Consider the following 17,414-nt stretch of genomic DNA (forward strand, 5'->3'; position numbering starts at 1 on the left):
CTGGCGGCACGGGCCATTCCGCGACGAATCACCTAGTCCACTCGGACCAATGGGACCTCCTGGGCGATGAGGTGGTGCTTGCGGGTCGGCAGGCCCATCGTCGGCTTCTCCACACCCCAGGCGGCGCCCTTGCAGATCAGCTCCTTGTAGATGGCCGCCACCCGGCCGGTCAGGGCGGCGTTGACGGCGCGGTCGTCGGTGGTGACGTACTGGACGAGCCCGTCCTTGCGCCCCAGCGAGATGCACTGGTTGAAGTAGAACAGCGGCGCGTCCTGGAACTTGGCACCGGTCAACCGGGTCACGATCGAGTCGGCGGCTTGCCACGCCATCGGCTGGCCCGAGGCGCAGGACATCCGCAGCGGCTTGTTCTTCGAGCCCATCGCGTACGCCGCGTCGCCGATCGCGTAGACGTCCGGGTGCGAGACCGACCGCATGTTCGCGTCGACCACGATCCGCCCGGTGTCACTGACCTCCAGCGCGGTCGCCTCGACGATCGGGTGTACGGCGAACCCGGCCGTCCACACCGTCACCGCGGCCGGGATCGCACTGCCGTCGGCCGTCGTCAGATGGTCCGCGTCGACGCGCGTCACCGCGGCCTTCTCGTGCACGGTGATGCCGAGCCGGTCGACGACCTTCCGGAGGTGCCGGCGTCCCTTGGGCGACAACCAGTCGCCCAGCTCACCGCGGACGGCGAACGCGACGTCGAGATCCGGCCGCGTCTCGGCCAGCTCGGTCACGAACTCGACGCCGGTGAGGCCTCCGCCGACAACCGTCACGGTCTGTCCGGCGGTCAAGGTCGCCAGGCGCTCACGCAGCCGAAGCGCACCGGGACGACTCGCGATCTCGTAGGCGTGCTCCGCGACACCCGGAACGCCCTGCGGGTTCCAGCGGCTGCCGAGCGCGTACACGAGGGTGTCGTACTCCAGCCCCTCCGAATCCAGCTCAGCCGAGTCGAGCGCGACCGTCTTGCGGTCGACGTCCACCCCGGTGACCTTCGCGAACTTCATTTCGATCCCGGTCCCGGCGTAGATCTGCTCGAACGGACGCAGTTTGAGGTCCCGGCCGGTGGCCACCTCGTGCATCCGGACCCGCTCGACGAAGTCGGTCTCGGCGTTCACGACCGTGATGCTGACCTCGTCGCGGTGCAGCCGGGCAGCGAGACGGCCGGCGGCGACGGCTCCGGAGTACCCGGCGCCGAGAACTACGATGCGGTGCTTCATCTTCGTACTCCTGTCTGATGCGGTGTCCACCCTTGAACCGGGTAGGCCTGCGTTTCATGACAGGTCAGCGATGTGAAGCAGGTCACAGGATCGTCGTCAGCGGTTCCCCGTGATCGGAGGCGGCGAACAGCTCGGTCGCGCGGGCCAGCTTGTCCGGGTTCGCCTGGGTGCGTACGGCGGTCACACCGTCGGCGCCGACCTCGAGGCACATGACACCGATGACCTCGCCGTTCGCGACCACCACGAGCGCGGGTTCGCTGTTGGCCGGCCAGGCGTAGATGTCCGCCGTACCGCCGACGTAGACGCGCTTCGCCTCGGACGGTTTGAACAGGCCGCGCAGGAAGCGGGCGACCGCGAGCGCGCCCTCGACCGCGGTGGTCCGGGCCGGGACCTTGCCGCCGCCGTCGCCGACCGAGACGGCGTCGGCGGTCAGCAGCCGCACGATCGAATCGGTCTGGCCGCTGATCGCCGCGGCGAGGAACTCGTCCACGATCCGCCGCGCCGTGGCCTCGTCGACCTCGGTCCGCGCCCGGCCGTCCGCTAGGTGCTGCTTGGCCCGGCGGAAGACCTGCTGGCTGGAGGATTCGCTGATCTCGAGGATCTCGGCGATCTCCCGGTGCGGGTAGTCGAACGCCTCCCGCAGGACGTAGACCGCCCGCTCGCTCGGCGACAGGCGCTCCATCAGCGTGAGTACGGCGTACGACACCGACTCGCGCTGCTCCGCGGTGTCCGCCGGGCCGAGCATGGGGTCGCCGTCGAGCAGCGGCTCGGGCAGCCACTGGCCGACGTACGTCTCGCGCCGCGCGCGGGCGGAGGCGAGCTGGTTGAGGCAGAGGTTGGTGAGCACCTTCGTCAGCCACGCCTCGGGGACCTCGATCCGGGCGATGTCCGTGGCCTGCCAGCGCAGGAACGTCTCCTGGACGGCGTCCTCGGCCTCGCTCGCCGAGCCGAGCAGACGGTACGCGATGGCCTCGAGCCGGCGCCTGGATCCCTCGAACCGAGACACGTCCTCCGCGGTCATCGTCATACTGCGATCCTAATGAGGTGCAGACTTCGCTGCCGCTGACGATCGACCGGGACGCCGGACTGCCGTTGCACCTACAGCTCGCGGAGCAGTTCCGGGCGGCGGTGCTGGACGGTCGGCTCCAGGCCGGTCATCGGCTGCCGTCGACGCGCGACCTGGCGCGGGAGCTCGGCGTCTCGCGGTCCGTGACGCAGGCGGCGTACGACCAGCTGCACGCCGAGGGCTGGATCGAGGGGCGGACCGGCGCGGGCACCTTCGTCACCGACGTCGTCCCGTTGCAACCCGCCGTACGACGCCGTACGCAGCACCGGCCGGATGCCGACGCGAAGCTCCTGACGTTGCGTCCTGGCATCCCGTACATCGCCCCGACACCCGATCCGGGCTGGCGCAGGGCATGGCGTGAGGTGTCCACCCAGTCACCGCCGGGCGGGTACGACGACGCAGCCGGGCTTCCCGCGCTGCGGGCGGCCCTCGCGGACCACGTCGCCCGGGTCCGCGGCATCGCCTGCGGCCCGGAGAACGTGCTCGTCACGAACGGCACCGTCCACGGGTTGCGGCTGCTGCTCACGGTCACACGGCAACCCGGCGACCGGATCGCCATCGAGGACCCCGGCTACCTGAACGCGGTCGTCGCCGCCCGCGATCACCGGCTCGAGATCGTCGACGTCCCGGTCGACGAGGACGGCCTGCGGGTCGACGCACTGACGGACGCTGCCGCCGTCTACGTGACGCCGTCGCACCAGTACCCGCTCGGCGGCCGGCTGCCAGTTGCCCGCCGCAACGAACTGGTCCGCTGGGCACGCCGCACCGGGAGCCTGCTGATCGAGGACGACTACGACAGCGAGTTCCGGTACGACGTCGCGCCGCTGCCCGCGCTCGCGCAGCTGGACCTGGAGCGGGTCGTCCACCTCGGGACGCTGTCGAAGACGCTGAGCCCCGCGCTCCGTCTCGGCTGGCTGGTCGCGTCCGAGGCGATGGTCGATCGGCTCGCCACGTTCCGGGAGAACTCGGGCGACTGGCCCGGCTGGCCGATGCAGGCCGCGATGCTCGCCATGCTCCGCGACGGGTACCTCGACCAGGCCGTACGCCGCGGGCGCCGGCTGTACGCGGACCGGCGTACCCACACCTGCGCGGTGCTGTCGCCGTACGGTCAGGTCGTCGGCCAGGACGCAGGGCTGCACATCACGCTGCTCCTGCCCGACGACGCCGACGATCTACGGATCGCGGCCGCGGCGCGCGAGGCCGGCGTCGTGGTCGCGCCGCTGTCCGAATACCGCCGGAGCGTGCCGGGACCGCCAGGGCTCGTGATCGGGTACGCGACACCGTCGACGTCCGACCTGCACCGAGCCCTGACGATCCTGACCGAAATCCTCAGTCGCCGTTGAGGGGGTCGATCCCGGGGTTTCCGCCCCAGCGGAAGTAGACCGGGTCGCCGAAGCTCGGTCCGGAGGCGCTCAGGTGGTTGATCACGGTGGCAGTGCCGTTGGCATGACCAACGGCGTACCAGTGTGCCGTCCGGGTGTCCTTGTCGATGCCGACCAGGAGTGTGCCGTAGTTGCCGCACTTGCTCGCGACCAGCTTCTCGAAGCCCTGCCAGGTCCTCGTCCGAACCGGTTTCACGATCGGCTTCATCGGCGACGTGGTCGGGATCCGGATCGTGTAGAGCGCACCGCCCCGCGTGTTCGCCAGGAAGGTGTCGTACGTCGACGTCTTGCTGATCAACGCCATCGACTGCACCGCGGCGAACCCTGGCGCGGACCCGGTCTTCTTGAACAGCCAGCGGTCGGCGCTCCACCGGAACAGCGTGCCGTCGGCGCGCAGCCCGTACATCGTCGTCCGGTTGGCGTACTCGGAGACCTCGACCGCCTTGTAGTTCGACCAGCCGGCGCCAACCGGCTGATTCTCGGCCGGCCCGTCGGGAAGGATCTCGTTCATGATGTCGATGGTGTACTCGCGGTAGTACAGCGAATCGCCTTGCACCACCCAGCCGTGGTTCGTGGCGCCCCAGCTGTACGCCTCACTCGTGAACGACGTACTGAGCTGAACCTGTCCCGGCTTGAAGACACCGAAGATCGGACCGGGCTGCCCGACGTTCTGCGGCGGCCAGCCGACCGTGATCCCACCGTTGTTCTGCGCGCCACTGGCGAGCACGGACCCCGGCTGCAACGAGCAGGACGCCGACGGCGCCGCGTGGGCGGCCGGCGCCGTCACCATCGCAGCAACCACGGCCGCCACGGCCGTTGCGGCGATCAGACGCTTCATCTCAGTCGCCGTTGAGCGGGTCGAGGTAGAAGACGACACCCCAGCGGTAGTAGGGGGAATCCGGCATGGTCCCGTTGACCTTGCCGAGGGCGTTGATCACCGTGGCCGTGCCGTTCGCGTGGCCGACGGCGTACAAGTAGCCGCTCTTGGTGTCCTTGTCGATGCCGAGCAGCAGCGTTCCGTAGTTGCCGCACTTGTCCGCGACCAGCGCCTCGAAACCTTGCCAGGTGCTCGTCCGCACCCGCGTCACGATCGGCTTCAGCGGTGACGTGATCGGGATCCGGATCGTGTAGAGGGCACCGCCGCGGGTGTTCGCGAGGAAGGTGTCGTACGTCGCCGTCTTGCTGATCAGCGCCATCGACTTCACCGACGAGAAACCGGGCGCCGACTGGGCGGCCCTGCCGAACCCGCCGTTCCAGCGGAACAGCGTGCCGTCGCTGCGCAGCCCGTACGCCATGAAGTGCGAGACCTTGGTCTTCGGGTCCTCGAAGTGGGCGACCTCGAACGCGGTGAAGTTCGACCAGCCGCCGCCGATCCGCGAGACAATGGGGTCGCCGTAACCGAAGTTGTAGAAGTAGCGGTACAGCACATCGCCCCGCACGACGTAGCCGGACCGGTCGAAGCCGGCGACGTTGGGTTCGGTCTCCCAGGTCGAGCTGAGCCGAACCTCGCCGGGCGGGAAGACGGGCTCGTCGACCGCTGTCGGCCCTTTCATCGTCGGCGGCGTGCCGGCGGTCACGCCGGTCGAGGTCTGGGCCCCGGCGGCGTCGACCGCCCCGAGCCCCACGGTGCAGGCCTCGGTCGCGGACTGCGGCGCGGCGTGAGCTGTCGGTACGAAGGCCGCCGCGGTCAGGGCGACCGTCCCGGCCAAACAGGCGAAGGTGCTGCGTCGTTTCATGAATTCTCCCGGATCTCGGTCTTCCACAGACCTTGATGCGGGCGGGACCGGACAAGTTATGGATTCCCGGCGCGCGGTTGCTCGACGACCGGCCGATCACCGTCCCAGGTCAGCCGGGACAGCCACATGGTGCGGCCCTTCGGGTCGGTGCCGACCTGTGCGGGGTCCCACGCGTGGTAGACGAACCAGTCGCCGAGGACCATGTTGTGTCCGGGCGCAGCGGCGTCCGGGCTCGACTTCAGGATCGGGTCGCCGGTCTTCACGCACGGTCCGATCGGCGACGCGCAGAGCGCGTGGCCGACGGCGTACGTCGCCTTGTCGAACGCGTTACCGGAGTAGAACAGATGGAACTTCCCGTTCCGTTCGACCATGTACGGCGCCTCGACCAGGTTGCCCTCCCACGGCAGGTCCTGCTTGATCATCCGATACACCGGACCGGTCAGCGTCAGACCGTCCGCGGACAGTTGGGAGACGTAGATCCAGGTGTCGACGCCGATCGCGTTGCCGTCGTTCTTCCAGTACAGCCAGCGCCGGCCGGTCGAGTCCTGGAACGGTGACGCGTCGATCGAGCCGCCCTCGTCGGCCTGACTGATCAGCGGCTTCATCGATTTGTCGACATATGGACCGGTGGGGGTGGACGCCACCGCGACGCCGATCGCCTGCCGACCGGCGGCGACGTCGCGGGACGTGTAGTACATGACGTACCGGTCGGGGGCGTGCACGGCGACCTCCGGCGCCCACACCCTGCCGGGCGCCGTCCAGCCCGGTAACGACGGCAACGCGTCGCCGACCGCCTCCCACGACACGAGGTCGCGGGAGGCCAGCGTCTGCACATTGCCCAGCGGCCCGTTGGTCGCGAAGGCGTGGTACTCGTTGCCTACCGCAATGATCTGCGGGTCGGCGAAGCTGCCGTCGTACACCTTCATCTATTTGGCCTCGTAGAACTTCAGGTAGTCGAAGGTGGCGACCGGCGGCGGGTTCGCGCCGGTGAACTCACCGTGTGCATAGAGACCAATGCGAGCCGCTTCCGGCAGCACCCAGGATGCGCCCCAGGTCCAGTTCTTCCCGTCCACCGACGTACCGGCCTGGTAGACGTGCTCACCGGCGGCGTTCTGGTGGTACGCGAGCCGCATCCACAGTGTCGGCGCCGAGCGGCCGATCGCCGCCGCACCGTACGACGTCGCGCCGTCCGACGGCCGTGCCACGAGCTCCCGCCCGTACTCCGTCTGGCGGGTCTTCCAGATCGCCACGCTGCCGAGACGGGCGAAGTCGCTGTCGTTCAGGTACGCGATCATGCCGGCCTGCTGGTAGTTGCGGACGTCGCCTTGCCCGGTGTCGAGGTGCAGCTTGGTCTCGGCGATCCAGCTCTTCCCAGCCGGCGCCGTGTGGAACAGCAGTCCGGCGTTGTTCGACGAGCCGGTCATGTCGGCGTTCTCCAACGGCCACGACAGCTTGCCGTCGGCAACGGTCGCCTTGTCGTCCTGACGAACCCACGACCAGTCCGCACCGAGCGGCCCGTTGAAGTCGTCACCGCTCAAGAGGTCCCCGGTCCGCGGTACGTCGGCCAACCTCGTCACCGGCCGCGCTACCGGCCGCACGGTGAGGTTGTCCACCTCAGCCGCACCGACCCACCGCACCGGCGCCGACCCGAGCTTCAACCCGGGCACAGTCAACTGCGCCTCCGCGTAGACATCTCCCAGGCCCGCGTCGTTCAGCCGTGCCGTCACCGACGATCCGGACACCTGGACCGCCAGCTTGTTCCACTGCGTGCGGTCGAAGTCGGCGGGCAGATTCGCGGACGCCGTACGCCGGCCGACTGTCAGCGTCACGCGATTGTTCGCGACCGTCGCCACCACCTGATTGCCGAGAACTGTGGTGAAGGACGTGCCGAGCCGGACATCTGCCTCGACGCGGAGCGAGCCGGCGGGGGCGGCCGCGCGGGTTCGGGCTGCGCCGTTGATGGTGGCTGTGGGGCCGCCGAGAGAATCACCGGGCTGCTTGGTGGCGCCCTGGAGACCAGCGGCCGGGTCGGTGGAGTCGACGCCGAGCGACGATCCGGTGGTCGGTGCGGGGACCGGGCCCTCGGAGGGACCGGCGCCTGCGCGGGTGCGGGGCCAGCCGTTGATCCAGTCGATCTTGTCGATCAGCATCGGCCGCCGGTTGATCCCGAACGGGTTCGTCAGCCACGGCGTCCCGCGATCGATCGCGTGGTACACGATGTGGTCCTGACCGGCCGCGTCGGTGATGAACGCGTGGTGGCCGGGGCCGATCCACTTGTTGCCGTTCTGCGTGATGACCGTCGTGCCGCCGACCCGCGAGTCGGTCAGCGCGGCGCCGTCGGCGTCCAGGAACGGACCGCGCGGAGAGCGCGAGCGGCCGGCGAACACCGAGTACCCGGTGGTCGGGCCGGCGCAGCAGTTCATCGACGAGCCCATGAAGTAGTACCAGCCGTCGCGATACACGACGTACGAGCCCTCGTAGCGGTCGCCGATCGTGACCTGGGTCGGCTCACCGACCGCGTGCATGCCGTCGGCGCTCAGTTCGGTGACCGAGATGCCGCCGTAGAAGCCGCCGTAGTACAGGTACCGCTTGCCGTCCGCGGCGGTCAGCATCGCCGGGTCGATGGTGCCGAAGTAGCCGCCGTTGCCGTCCGGTTTCGGGGCGACGACCGGGCCGCCGGTGGCGGTCCACGGTCCCGCTGGGGTCGGGGCGGTGGCCACACCGATCGCGGGATCGCCGCCGGGGTTGGCCGCGGTGTCGGTGACGGTGAAGTACATGACGTAGTGACCGTCGAAGTACCGGATGTCCGGTGCCCAGAAGAACGAGCCCGGCGCGGCCCAGGCCGGCTTGGTCTGGTCGTTGAAGACCGTGCCGAGGTACTCCCAGGAGCTGAAGTCCTTGGTCCGGGCCATGTGCATCAGGCCGAACGGACCGTTGGCCACCAACGGATCCGAGGTGGCGTACGCGTACCAGTAGCCGTCACGGCCCTGGATGATCGACGGGTCGGCGAAGGTGTCGGCGAAGCTGGAACTGATGGCGTTGGTCGTTGTCACCACAGGTGCGGCGGTCGCGGCCGACGTACCGGCTGCGACGGCGACCACCGTCAGGACTGCGGCAAGGAGTCGTTTCGAAGGCACGGGCGGGTCCCCTCTCGATCAACTGCTGAGCTGGATCAGGTGCCACGATGCGGGCGGCAACGTGGCACGGCAGACACCGTCGACGACCTCGGTGGCGTCGACGGTCCGGGGCTGGACCCGGTCCGGATCGTCCGCCGTGTTCACGGCGGTGCGGTCCTCGTCATAGAGAGCCAGGTGCCGGATCACGTGTCCGGTCACCGGGATTTCCAGGTCGATCTTGTCGGTCTCGCTCCGGTTCACCACGAAGATCGCGGTCTCCCCGGTGTTCTCGTCGTACGTCGCTGTGCTCCAGAGGGCCGGGATGCGGCCGAAGGCGGCGGTGTCGAGCTCGGGGCCTCCGCTGATCGCGGTCCGCAGTACGGTCGGACCGGCGTACTGCGCGGTCAGGGCGAACGGGTAGAAGATCGTCTGCCGCCACGCGCGCCCGCCGGGCTCGGTGCGGATCGGGCCGATCACGTTCACCAGTTGCGCGAGGCAAGCGATCTTCACCCGGTCGGCGTGCCGCAGGAGCGTGATCAGCAGACTGCCGACGACCACCGCGTCGTCGACCGTGTAGGTGTCCTCGATCAGCGGGCCGACCTCGCGGATCGGCAGGCCGAGCTCGCCCGGGAAGTTCTGCTGGTACCAGACGTTCCACTCGTCGAAGGACAGCGTCAGCTCCTTGTCGCTGCGCTTGAGCGCCTTCACGTGGTCGGCGGTCGCGATCACCGCGGAGATCATCCGGTCCATCTCCTCGGCGGCCGCCAGGAAGCTCGCCTGGTCGCCGTCGCGCGGCTCGTAGTACGCGTGCAGGCTGATGTGGTCGACCAGGTCGTAGGTGCGCTCGAGGACGGTGCGCTCCCACTCGCCGAACGTCGGCATCCCGGCGTTGCTCGATCCGCAGGCGACCAGTTCGAGGCCGGGATCCACGCGGCGCATCGCGTTCGCGGTCTCCTCGGCGAGCCGTGCGTACTCGTCGGCGGTCTTGTGGCCGATCTGCCAGGGGCCGTCCATCTCGTTGCCCAGGCACCAGATCCGGATGTCGTGCGGCTCCGGACTGCCGTTCGCGACCCGGCGATCGCCGAGCGAAGTGCCGGCCGGCAAGTTGCAGTACTCCAGGAGGTCGACCGCCTCGCGGATCCCGCGAGTGCCGAGATTGACCGCCCAGATGGGCTGCACGCCGGCCTTACGCGACCACGCGACGAACTCGTCGGTGCCGAACTGGTTCGGCTCGATCGCCCGCCAGGCCAGGTCGAGCCGTCGCGGCCGCTCGTCCTTCGGGCCGACACCGTCCTCCCAGTCGTAGTTCGAGACGAAGTTGCCGCCGGGGTAGCGGATCGCGGTCACGCCCAGCTCCCGCACCAGCGCGAGCACGTCCTGCCGGAACCCGTCCGCGTCGGCGGTGGGATGCCCCGGCTCGTAGATCCCGGTGTAGACGCAGCGCCCCATGTGCTCGACGAACGAGCCGAACAGCCGGCGGTCCAGCACACCGACCACGAACGCCGGATCCACGACGAGTCGTGCCACGGGGCCTCCCTCGAACGGTTTACAACGTTTAACGTGGATGTCTACAACGATTGACAATCGGTGTAAAGGGCTGAGCAATGGCACACTCGGGCGACGGGACGGCGACAGGAGGTTCTCCGATGGCGACCAGGCTCAGTGACGTGGCCGCACGGGCCGGTGTGTCGGTGAAGACCGTCTCGAACGTGATCAACGACTATCCGCACATCACCGCGCGCACCCGGGCCAAGGTAGAGGCCGCGATCGCCGCCCTGGACTACAAGCCGAACGTCAGCGCCCGGTCGCTGCGCAAGGGCCGCTCGGACTTCATCGCCCTGGCCATCCCGGAGATGGGTTCGCCGTACTTCGCCGAGCTCGGAGCGGCGATCAGCCGGGCCGCCAAGCGTCGCGGCATCACCGTGCTGATCGACCAGACCGAGGGCGAGTCCGCCGCCGAACGGTTCGTCCTGGACGGCATGCGCGGCCAGTTGATCGACGGCATCATCTTCTCCCCGCTCGCCACCGCCCCGGCCAAGCTCACCTCGGCGGACACCGGGAAGCCGCTGGTCCTGCTCGGCGAGCGGCCGGCCGGTGGTCAGTTCGACCGCGTCGCAGTCGACTCGGTGCAGGCGTCGTACGACGCCACCACGCATCTGATCTCACTGGGCCGGCACCGGATCGCGGCGATCGGCGTCGGCGGGACAGGGACCGGCGTGGTCCGGCGGAAGGGGTACCGGAAGGCGCTCAAGGCGGCCGGTATGGCGCACGATCCTGCGCTCGAGCTCGCCGGGACCGGGTACCACCGGCTCGACGGAGCCGCGTCGATGCGAGAGCTGCTCGCGCTGCCAGAGCCGCCGGACGCGGTGTTCTGCTTCAACGACCTGCTCGCCCTGGGCGCGCTACGGACGCTGGCCGACGCGGGCCTGCGGGTGCCGGCCGATGTCGCCGTGGTGGGCTTCGACGACATCGAGGACGGCCGCTACCACTCGCCGTCGCTGACCACGATCTCACCGGACAAGGAGTGGCTGGCCGACAACGCCGTCGCGCTGCTCCTCGACCGCATCGCCGGAAACGGCGGCTCCACCCACCGCGACCTCACCGTCCCGTACACCCTGGAAATCCGCGAGTCGACCGGCGGCTAGCGCTCCGGGAAGCCGGCTAGCTGCTTCGCGAGGCCGTTCTGGGTCTTGCTCACTCGGCCGACCAGGGTGAGTACGGCGTTGCGCACCGGGCGGATCGCGCGCGGGACGTTCGCGAGCCGGGTCAGGCGGTGGGCCAGCCCGATCACCCGGACGGCTTCCTCGCGGCTGTTCTCGGCGTACGCGTCGAGGCCCGCCTCGTTGCCGGCCAACGCGGTCGAGAGCGCGTCCGCCAGCGTGACCGCGTCACGCAGCCCGAGGTTCATGCCCTGACCACCGGCAGGGCTGTGCGTGTGGGCGGCATCGCCGGCGAGCAGCACCCGGCCCGCGCGGTACTTGTCAGCGACCCGCTCGTGGATCCGGAACCGCGAACCCCACACGACCTCGGTGACCTTCGGGTGCGCCTTCCGCGGCCCGCGATCGGCCAGCAACCGCTGCGCGTAGGCGAGATCCGGGTGCTCGGGTGCGTCGTGTATCTCCGCGACCAGCCGGAAGCTTCCGTCCGGCAACGGCGCCACCACGAGCAGACCGGCCGAGGCGAAGTACAGCGCGACCTCGTCGACCGGTAGGCCGCCGTCCACCCGGACGTCGACCAGGCTGCACGAAATCTGCAGGGTGTTGCCCGGCATCCGGAGGCCTGCGAGTTCGCGGATCGTGCTGTTCATGCCGTCGGCGGCCACGACGTACCGGGCCTTGATCACGTCACCGCTGTCGAGCGTGACCTCGGCGCCGTCGGCGGTCTGGGTCAGGCCGGTCGCGGCATACGGACGGAGGACCGAGCCCCCGAGCTCCTCGAGCCGTTCGAGCAGCACCTGCTCGGTGACCGGCTGGGGGATCATCGTCACGAACGGGTACTCGGTCGGAAGGTCCGCGAAGCCGACCGGGATCAGCCGCCGGTCGCCGGCCCGGATCGCGAAGTCCTCGAGCTCCAGGCCGAGGTCGACGAGCCGCTTGGTGACGCCGAGCTGCTCGAGCACCTCCAGCGTCCGCGGGTGGATCACGCAGGCCCGCGAGGTGTTCGCCCCCGCGGCCTGCTGGTCGACCACCACCACGTCGTGCCCGTGCAGCCGCAGCCCGACCGCCACCGCAAGCCCGACCGGACCCGCACCCACCACCACAACCTCTGCCTGCTCCGGAATCATCGTCGCTCCTCTTGTCAACGCCTGTTGACTTTTAAGTTAGGGCGGCCGGCTCGAAAAGTCAACAAGTGTTGGCATATGCTCTGGGGATGGCGGAAAAGAAGTCCGATCGGACCCGGGCGGCGATCCTCGCGGCGGCGCGGGAGCGGTTCGGCGCGGACGGGTACGAGCGGGCGACGATCCGGGCGATCGCGGCGGACGCGGCGATCGACCCGGCGATGGTGATGCGGTACTACGGCAGCAAGGAGAAGCTGTTCGCGGCGGCAGCGGAGTTCGACGTACGGCTACCGGATCTGAGCGGCGTACCGCGCGAGCAGGCGGGTGAGGTCCTGGTCCGGCACCTGATCGAGCGGTGGGAGGAGGACGACACACTCCGCGTACTGCTCCGGACGGCCGTGACCAACGAGAGCGCCGCCGAGCGCATGCGGCAGGTGTTCATCGGGCAGCTCACGCCCGCGTTCGAGCGCGCCGCGGTGGACCAGCCGGCCGTGCGGGCAGGGCTGATCGCCACGCAGGCGCTCGGGTTCGCGCTGTGCCGCTACATCCTCGCGTTCGAGCCGATCGCGACCCTGTCCACAGACCGCGCGGTCGCATGGCTGGGCCCGACCATCACGCGTTACTTGACCGCGCCGGATCCCAGCCAGGTGTGAACAGCCGGCAGCGTCTCCGCCAGCGACGGCAGCTGCGGGTGCCACTTGAGCTCCCACTCGAGTGAGAGCGGGTAGTCGGTGCCGTCGAGCACTGTCAGCAGCTCGTCGATCGGGAAGTCGCCGGCGTCGATCGCGACCGGGCGGTAGTCCTGCCGCGAGTCCGCCTGCTTGAACTGGACCAACTCGAGCCACGGCCGCAGCAGGGCGTACGCCTCGGGCAGTGTCTCGCCGTGCGACCAGGTGTGCGACGTGTCCCAGAGCGCCTTCACGTTGTGGCCGGGGACGTTGGTGTCGAGCAGCGCACAGAATGCGGCGACCTGCCGAGCGGTCGAGTGCGAGTCGTGGGTCTCCAGCAGGATCGGGACGTCCTTCGGTGCGGTCGTCACACGATCGAGCGCGCGGATCTCACCGGCACTCGGGCCGTCCGGCGTACCGTCGGTGGGATCGTCGCCGGGGAAGACACGGACGCCGCGGGCGCCGAGGTCCGCGGCGAGTTCGAGGTGCTCCTCGAGCGGCTGCTCCTCGACCGCGCAGAGCTTCACGTAGCTGCTGACCGCGAAGATCTCCAGGCCGGCGTCCTCGATCCGGGTCCGCAGCTCACGGCGCTGCGTCGCCGACAGACCGGTGTTCGTGAACTCGTCCGGCGCGGCCCGCAGCTCCAGACCGGTGAAATTGTTGCCCTGGGCAAGCTCCAGGACGTCGTCGAGTGCAGCTCCGGGACAACCGAGGGTGGCGAATCCTAAGCGCATAAGACCTATCTGATCAGACCCAGCGGCCACGGCGGGGTTGGGTCCGCGGACTGGTCGGCTGCTCGGGCTCGGTCGGCTGCTGCTCGTACGAGTACGGCTGCTGGTGGTACTCGGTCTGCTCCGGCTCCGGCGAGTACTGCGACCCGTACGACTCGGTGGCGTAGTTGGGGCTGTAGGTCTCGTAGGACTCGGTGCTGGTGTACTCCGAGCCGCCGTTGCTGCTGTACGCGTCGTACTCGTAGTTGCTCGAGCTGTAGGACTCGGAGTTGTACGAGGACGAGTAGTCCGAGGTGTACGACGACTCCTGGCTCGAGTACCCGTCACCGGAGGAGTACGTCGGCTCCGGACCGTACGACGGCACCGGCGGGAGCGGCTTCGACGGGGTCAGGAAGTCGTCCTGCTCCTGGTAGCTCGGGGCCGGCGCCGGCTCGTAGTACCCGGACGAGGCGGACACGTGCGACGACGGCTGCGTGTGCTCGGACTGCCCGTAGACAGTGTGGTCCGAGTACGACGAGTACGTCTCTTCCTGGGGGGTGTGCGTCGAGTGGTTCGGCACCGCCGGCTGGATCGCCGACGGGCTGTCGACCGCGACCCGAGCGGCCCGGCGGCCGGCGCGCGCAACAGGCGCGGGCTCAGGCTCGGGTGCGGTCTGCGCCTCCACAGGGGAGGCCGTCGAGGTGAGGTAGTCGGACTCGTAGGAGTACGGCTCGGAGTAGCGCGCCGCCCACGGCTCCTCGGCTGGCTGCGGCTGGGGCTGCGGTTCCGGCTCGGGCTGGTAGGCGTACGGGTCGGGCTGCACCACGGTCATCGGGGTGGCTTCGTCACGCCAGCTGCTCGTCGTACCGAGCACGTCCGCGGTGAGCGAGCTCCGGTAGTCCTCCCAGCTCTGCTGCGGGGCCTCGTACGTCGTCTCCTCAACCGGCTTCTCGTCCCGCCAGGACTCGACCGGGCTGAACTGCTCGGTCGCGGGACCGGCCTCGTCGTCCTGCCAGCTCTGGGCGACCGGGGCGAACGGGCTCCACTTCGGCGGCTCGTCACCCGACGGACCGCCGGCGAACGCGGCCGGGGCGGCAGCACCGTCACCCGGGAAGCTCTGCGGCGCGAACGGGCTCTGTACGGGCGCCTGCTCGGCAGCCGGAGCGTACGGCGCGGGAGCCTGCGGGGCCGGGGCGTAAGGCGTGGGAGCCTGGGGAGCCGGCGCGTAGGCGGCCGGGGCTTGTGGGGCCGGCGTCGGGGCGAACGGGCTGCCCAGCTGCGGGGCGCCGGCCATCTCCAGCTGCGGCTCGCGGACCAGACCCAGCGCGGGCCCGGTGGCGATCGGCTCGGAGATCGCGGGCTGCTCGTCGGTGTCGTCGTTCGCGTACGACGGCACCTGCGTGACCTCGTACGACGGGACGGCGCTGAGCTTCGGGCCCTGGTCCCACCACGGCACCCACTGGCGCGTGGTCTGCATGTGGTTGATCTTGCGGATCACCATCGTCGCGGCGACCGCGGAGACCACCGTCAGCACGAGGGACGCCGTACCGGCCAGGGCGATACCGCGCAGCGAGCCGACTGTGGCTTCCATCCACATCAGGAACCGGCGAACCACCACGTCGAACGCGAGAGCGCCGATCCAGGCGACCCACCACACGGAGGTGAGGGTCGGCGTCCTGAACCGGCGCAGGTCGTCGCTGTACACGGGGGTCTTCGGGTCGCTGGCGAGCCAGACGTCGTCGACGATCTGCTTCGGGTACCAGAGGTTCGGACCGGGGCAGAACCAGCTCGCCAGCACCCAGCCGTGGCTGCGGCGGTGGTCGGCCTGGCAGAACACCTCGGAGTTGACCCGGGCCCGCCAGAGCCAGATGACGAAGACGACCGCGGCGGCGACCGAGATGATCACGTTCGGGATCGCGGTGACCTTGGCGATCGCGTCGGCGCGGTTCAGATCCGCGTCGTCGACGTTCGGCATCCCGCCGAGGTAGCGGTGCACAACGGAGTACGTGTTCCAGTCGGACCAGGTGGACAACAGGTGGGTGATCGTCGACGCCCCGAGCAGTCCGATGGCGATCTTTCCGACCGTCCCGACCTGCTGGAACTCCTCAGCCGCGTGCGGCTGCCACTCTTCCTGTTCCTCGACAGCAGTCATCAATGCCTGCGGGTGGCTCACGTCTCGCGTCCCTCGCGTTGCTGGAACTCCGTCGTCTGTCCGGCGTCTCTGCCTGGCCCTGCCCCCGCGTGACCGAGCCACATTGATACCACGAAGTAGGTATGCCAGGGCAGTCGGCCCCAGCACGGAGGGTGTCGACTTAACGTGTTCTTTTCGTACGCCCATCACCAGTGGTAACGAGGGAGACGACGGCGCGTGACGGTTTGGTTTACCGCGCAGGTGGTTGGAAGCCGCTCTGCGGTGTCCCGACCGCCCACCACGGCACCCACGGACGCATGCTCTGAAGCTCGTCGATCCGCTGGATCAGGATGACTGCGAGCACGGCCGCGCCGGTGGTGAACAGCGCCGAGACGGAGGACAGTATGACGTTCGTCCGCAGGTCTCCCAGCTGCGACGCGCCGACGAGAACGCCTCTTTGCACGATGTTCCCGGTGACCAGGCCGGCCACCCAGGTCAGCCACCAGGCCCAGACCAGGTGCGTACCCGGAACGTCCTTGAGGACCGGGGTCAGCGGATCGGTCCGCGGATCGCTGGCCGCGACGATGTCGTCGACGACCTGCTTCGGGTACCAGAGGTTCACCACCGGAACCAGCCAGCACCCGAACACCCAGCCGCGGGTGAACCGGTGCTCGCCGCGGCAGAACATCTCCGCGTTCCACCGGACCCGCCACAACCAGACGATGAACACGACCGCCGCCCCGAGCAGCGCCAGCGCGGCGACGATCCCCAGCGATCCGGAGATCAGGTCCGCCTCGGCCAGTTTGTCCGGGTCCTCGCCGTACACCTTGCGGGTCCGGTACAGGTTCCAGTCCGACCACGCGGTCGACCACGTGGTGACGGTGACCAGTCCGATCAGAACAGAGGCTGCGATCCCCATTGCCCGCTCGGAACTGAACCATCGGTTCAGCGGCACCTCGCTCGGCATGGATCAGGCATAGCACAACAGGGCGTGACCGGGCGAGAACATCACGTCGCGGCCGCTCCGTGGCGCATTCCTGCCAGAAAGTGTCGGTGCGGGCGGGGAGGATGAGCGTATGGATTGGTCCGTGGTCGACTCGCCGATCGGCGACCTCACGCTCGCGGTCGACGAGACCGGGCTCTGCCGGCTGCACTTCGGGGCGACCGACCGGCCGCTCGGCAGCCATCCGCTGCTGACCGAGACCGCCGAGCAACTGAAGGCGTACTTCGCCGGCGAGCTCCAGGACTTCACGCTGCCGCTCTCGGTCCGTAGCGGCTCCGATTTCGAGCGCGCGGTCTGGACCCAGCTCACCCGGATCCCGTACGGCGAGATGCAGACGTACGGCGATGTCGCCAAGATCGTCGGCGACGCCGGAGCTGCCCGCGCGGTCGGCACGGCGTGCAACCGGAACCCGATCGCGATCGTCGTGCCCTGCCACCGGGTGGTCGGCGCCGGCGGCAAGATGGTCGGCTTCGGCGGCGGGATCCCGACCAAGCGGCACCTGCTCGAACTCGAGGCCCGGGTGACCCTCGAGACCCTGTGGACCTGACCGTCCGGGCAGACCTGACGAAGATCTGACACTCGGCAGGGCCGGATCGGGGCGCGG

Annotated in this window: 15 protein-coding genes; 4 read left to right on the forward strand and 11 right to left on the reverse strand. The window is 69.4% G+C overall.

Features of this window, described 5'->3' with window-relative positions:
- Positions 1–32: 32 nt before the first annotated feature.
- Both E0H92_RS01635 and sigJ read right to left on the reverse strand, forming a co-directional pair.
- On the reverse strand, positions 33–1,220 hold the full coding sequence (locus E0H92_RS01635; protein ID WP_131495153.1) for an NAD(P)/FAD-dependent oxidoreductase: 1,188 nt from the start codon (positions 1,218–1,220) through the stop codon (positions 33–35).
- Between the two features lie 82 nt (positions 1,221–1,302).
- Positions 1,303–2,247, reverse strand: coding sequence for an RNA polymerase sigma factor SigJ (gene sigJ / locus E0H92_RS01640; RefSeq protein ID WP_131495154.1), 945 nt, complete (start codon positions 2,245–2,247; stop codon positions 1,303–1,305).
- Positions 2,248–2,264: 17 nt separating this feature from the next.
- Here sigJ and pdxR point away from each other — a divergent pair, with 17 nt between their 5' ends.
- Positions 2,265–3,629, forward strand: a complete 1,365-nt coding sequence (gene pdxR / locus E0H92_RS01645; RefSeq protein ID WP_131466978.1) for a MocR-like pyridoxine biosynthesis transcription factor PdxR — start codon at positions 2,265–2,267, stop codon at positions 3,627–3,629.
- On the opposite strand, the gene E0H92_RS01650 is transcribed toward pdxR, so the two are convergent.
- The 5 genes from E0H92_RS01650 to arfA are packed head-to-tail and all read right to left on the reverse strand — an operon-like array spanning position 3,616 to position 10,047.
- The gene (locus E0H92_RS01650) at positions 3,616–4,506 is read right to left on the reverse strand and encodes a hypothetical protein (RefSeq protein WP_131495155.1); all 891 of its coding nucleotides are present in this window, start codon (positions 4,504–4,506) and stop codon (positions 3,616–3,618) included. The two genes, pdxR and E0H92_RS01650, sit on opposite strands and share 14 nt — an antisense overlap.
- Before the next feature lies 1 nt (position 4,507).
- Positions 4,508–5,404: a hypothetical protein gene (locus E0H92_RS01655; protein WP_238173267.1), complete on the reverse strand. Its 897-nt coding sequence runs from the start codon at positions 5,402–5,404 to the stop codon at positions 4,508–4,510.
- 56 nt (positions 5,405–5,460) lie between these two features.
- Positions 5,461–6,330: a glycoside hydrolase family 43 protein gene (locus E0H92_RS01660; RefSeq protein ID WP_131495156.1), complete on the reverse strand. Its 870-nt coding sequence runs from the start codon at positions 6,328–6,330 to the stop codon at positions 5,461–5,463.
- Positions 6,331–8,541, reverse strand: coding sequence for a family 43 glycosylhydrolase (locus tag E0H92_RS01665; protein ID WP_238173268.1), 2,211 nt, complete (start codon positions 8,539–8,541; stop codon positions 6,331–6,333).
- Between the two features lie 18 nt (positions 8,542–8,559).
- Positions 8,560–10,047 (reverse strand): arabinosylfuranosidase ArfA, encoded by a 1,488-nt coding sequence (gene arfA / locus E0H92_RS01670; protein WP_131495157.1) that lies wholly within the window; start codon positions 10,045–10,047, stop codon positions 8,560–8,562.
- A 119-nt stretch (positions 10,048–10,166) separates the two neighbouring features.
- On the opposite strand from arfA, the gene E0H92_RS01675 reads away from it, so the two are divergent.
- Positions 10,167–11,165, forward strand: coding sequence for a LacI family DNA-binding transcriptional regulator (locus E0H92_RS01675; RefSeq protein ID WP_131466982.1), 999 nt, complete (start codon positions 10,167–10,169; stop codon positions 11,163–11,165).
- Here the strand turns inward: E0H92_RS01675 and E0H92_RS01680 are convergent.
- Positions 11,162–12,304 carry an FAD-dependent oxidoreductase gene (locus tag E0H92_RS01680; protein WP_131466983.1) on the reverse strand — a complete coding sequence of 381 codons (1,143 nt, stop codon included), beginning with the start codon at positions 12,302–12,304 and terminating at the stop codon, positions 11,162–11,164. The two genes, E0H92_RS01675 and E0H92_RS01680, sit on opposite strands and share 4 nt — an antisense overlap.
- An 86-nt stretch (positions 12,305–12,390) precedes the next feature.
- Here E0H92_RS01680 and E0H92_RS01685 point away from each other — a divergent pair, with 86 nt between their 5' ends.
- Positions 12,391–12,951: a TetR/AcrR family transcriptional regulator gene (locus E0H92_RS01685; RefSeq protein ID WP_131466984.1), complete on the forward strand. Its 561-nt coding sequence runs from the start codon at positions 12,391–12,393 to the stop codon at positions 12,949–12,951.
- On the opposite strand, the gene E0H92_RS01690 is transcribed toward E0H92_RS01685, so the two are convergent.
- The 3 genes from E0H92_RS01690 to E0H92_RS01700 all read right to left on the reverse strand — a co-directional run bounded on the left by E0H92_RS01690 (position 12,918) and on the right by E0H92_RS01700 (position 16,774).
- On the reverse strand, positions 12,918–13,700 hold the full coding sequence (locus tag E0H92_RS01690) for a sugar phosphate isomerase/epimerase family protein (protein ID WP_131466985.1): 783 nt from the start codon (positions 13,698–13,700) through the stop codon (positions 12,918–12,920). The two genes, E0H92_RS01685 and E0H92_RS01690, sit on opposite strands and share 34 nt — an antisense overlap.
- A 13-nt stretch (positions 13,701–13,713) precedes the next feature.
- Positions 13,714–15,828 (reverse strand): DUF4328 domain-containing protein, encoded by a 2,115-nt coding sequence (locus tag E0H92_RS01695; RefSeq protein ID WP_238173269.1) that lies wholly within the window; start codon positions 15,826–15,828, stop codon positions 13,714–13,716.
- Between the two features lie 229 nt (positions 15,829–16,057).
- On the reverse strand, positions 16,058–16,774 hold the full coding sequence (locus tag E0H92_RS01700; RefSeq protein WP_131466987.1) for a DUF4328 domain-containing protein: 717 nt from the start codon (positions 16,772–16,774) through the stop codon (positions 16,058–16,060).
- A 109-nt stretch (positions 16,775–16,883) separates the two neighbouring features.
- Here E0H92_RS01700 and E0H92_RS01705 point away from each other — a divergent pair, with 109 nt between their 5' ends.
- Entirely contained in the window at positions 16,884–17,357 is a 474-nt protein-coding gene (locus E0H92_RS01705) for a methylated-DNA--[protein]-cysteine S-methyltransferase (RefSeq protein WP_131495159.1), read from the forward strand.
- Positions 17,358–17,414 lie beyond the last annotated feature (57 nt).

Source organism: Kribbella speibonae (genome assembly GCF_004331375.1).
Lineage (GTDB): Bacteria > Actinomycetota > Actinomycetes > Propionibacteriales > Kribbellaceae > Kribbella > Kribbella sindirgiensis.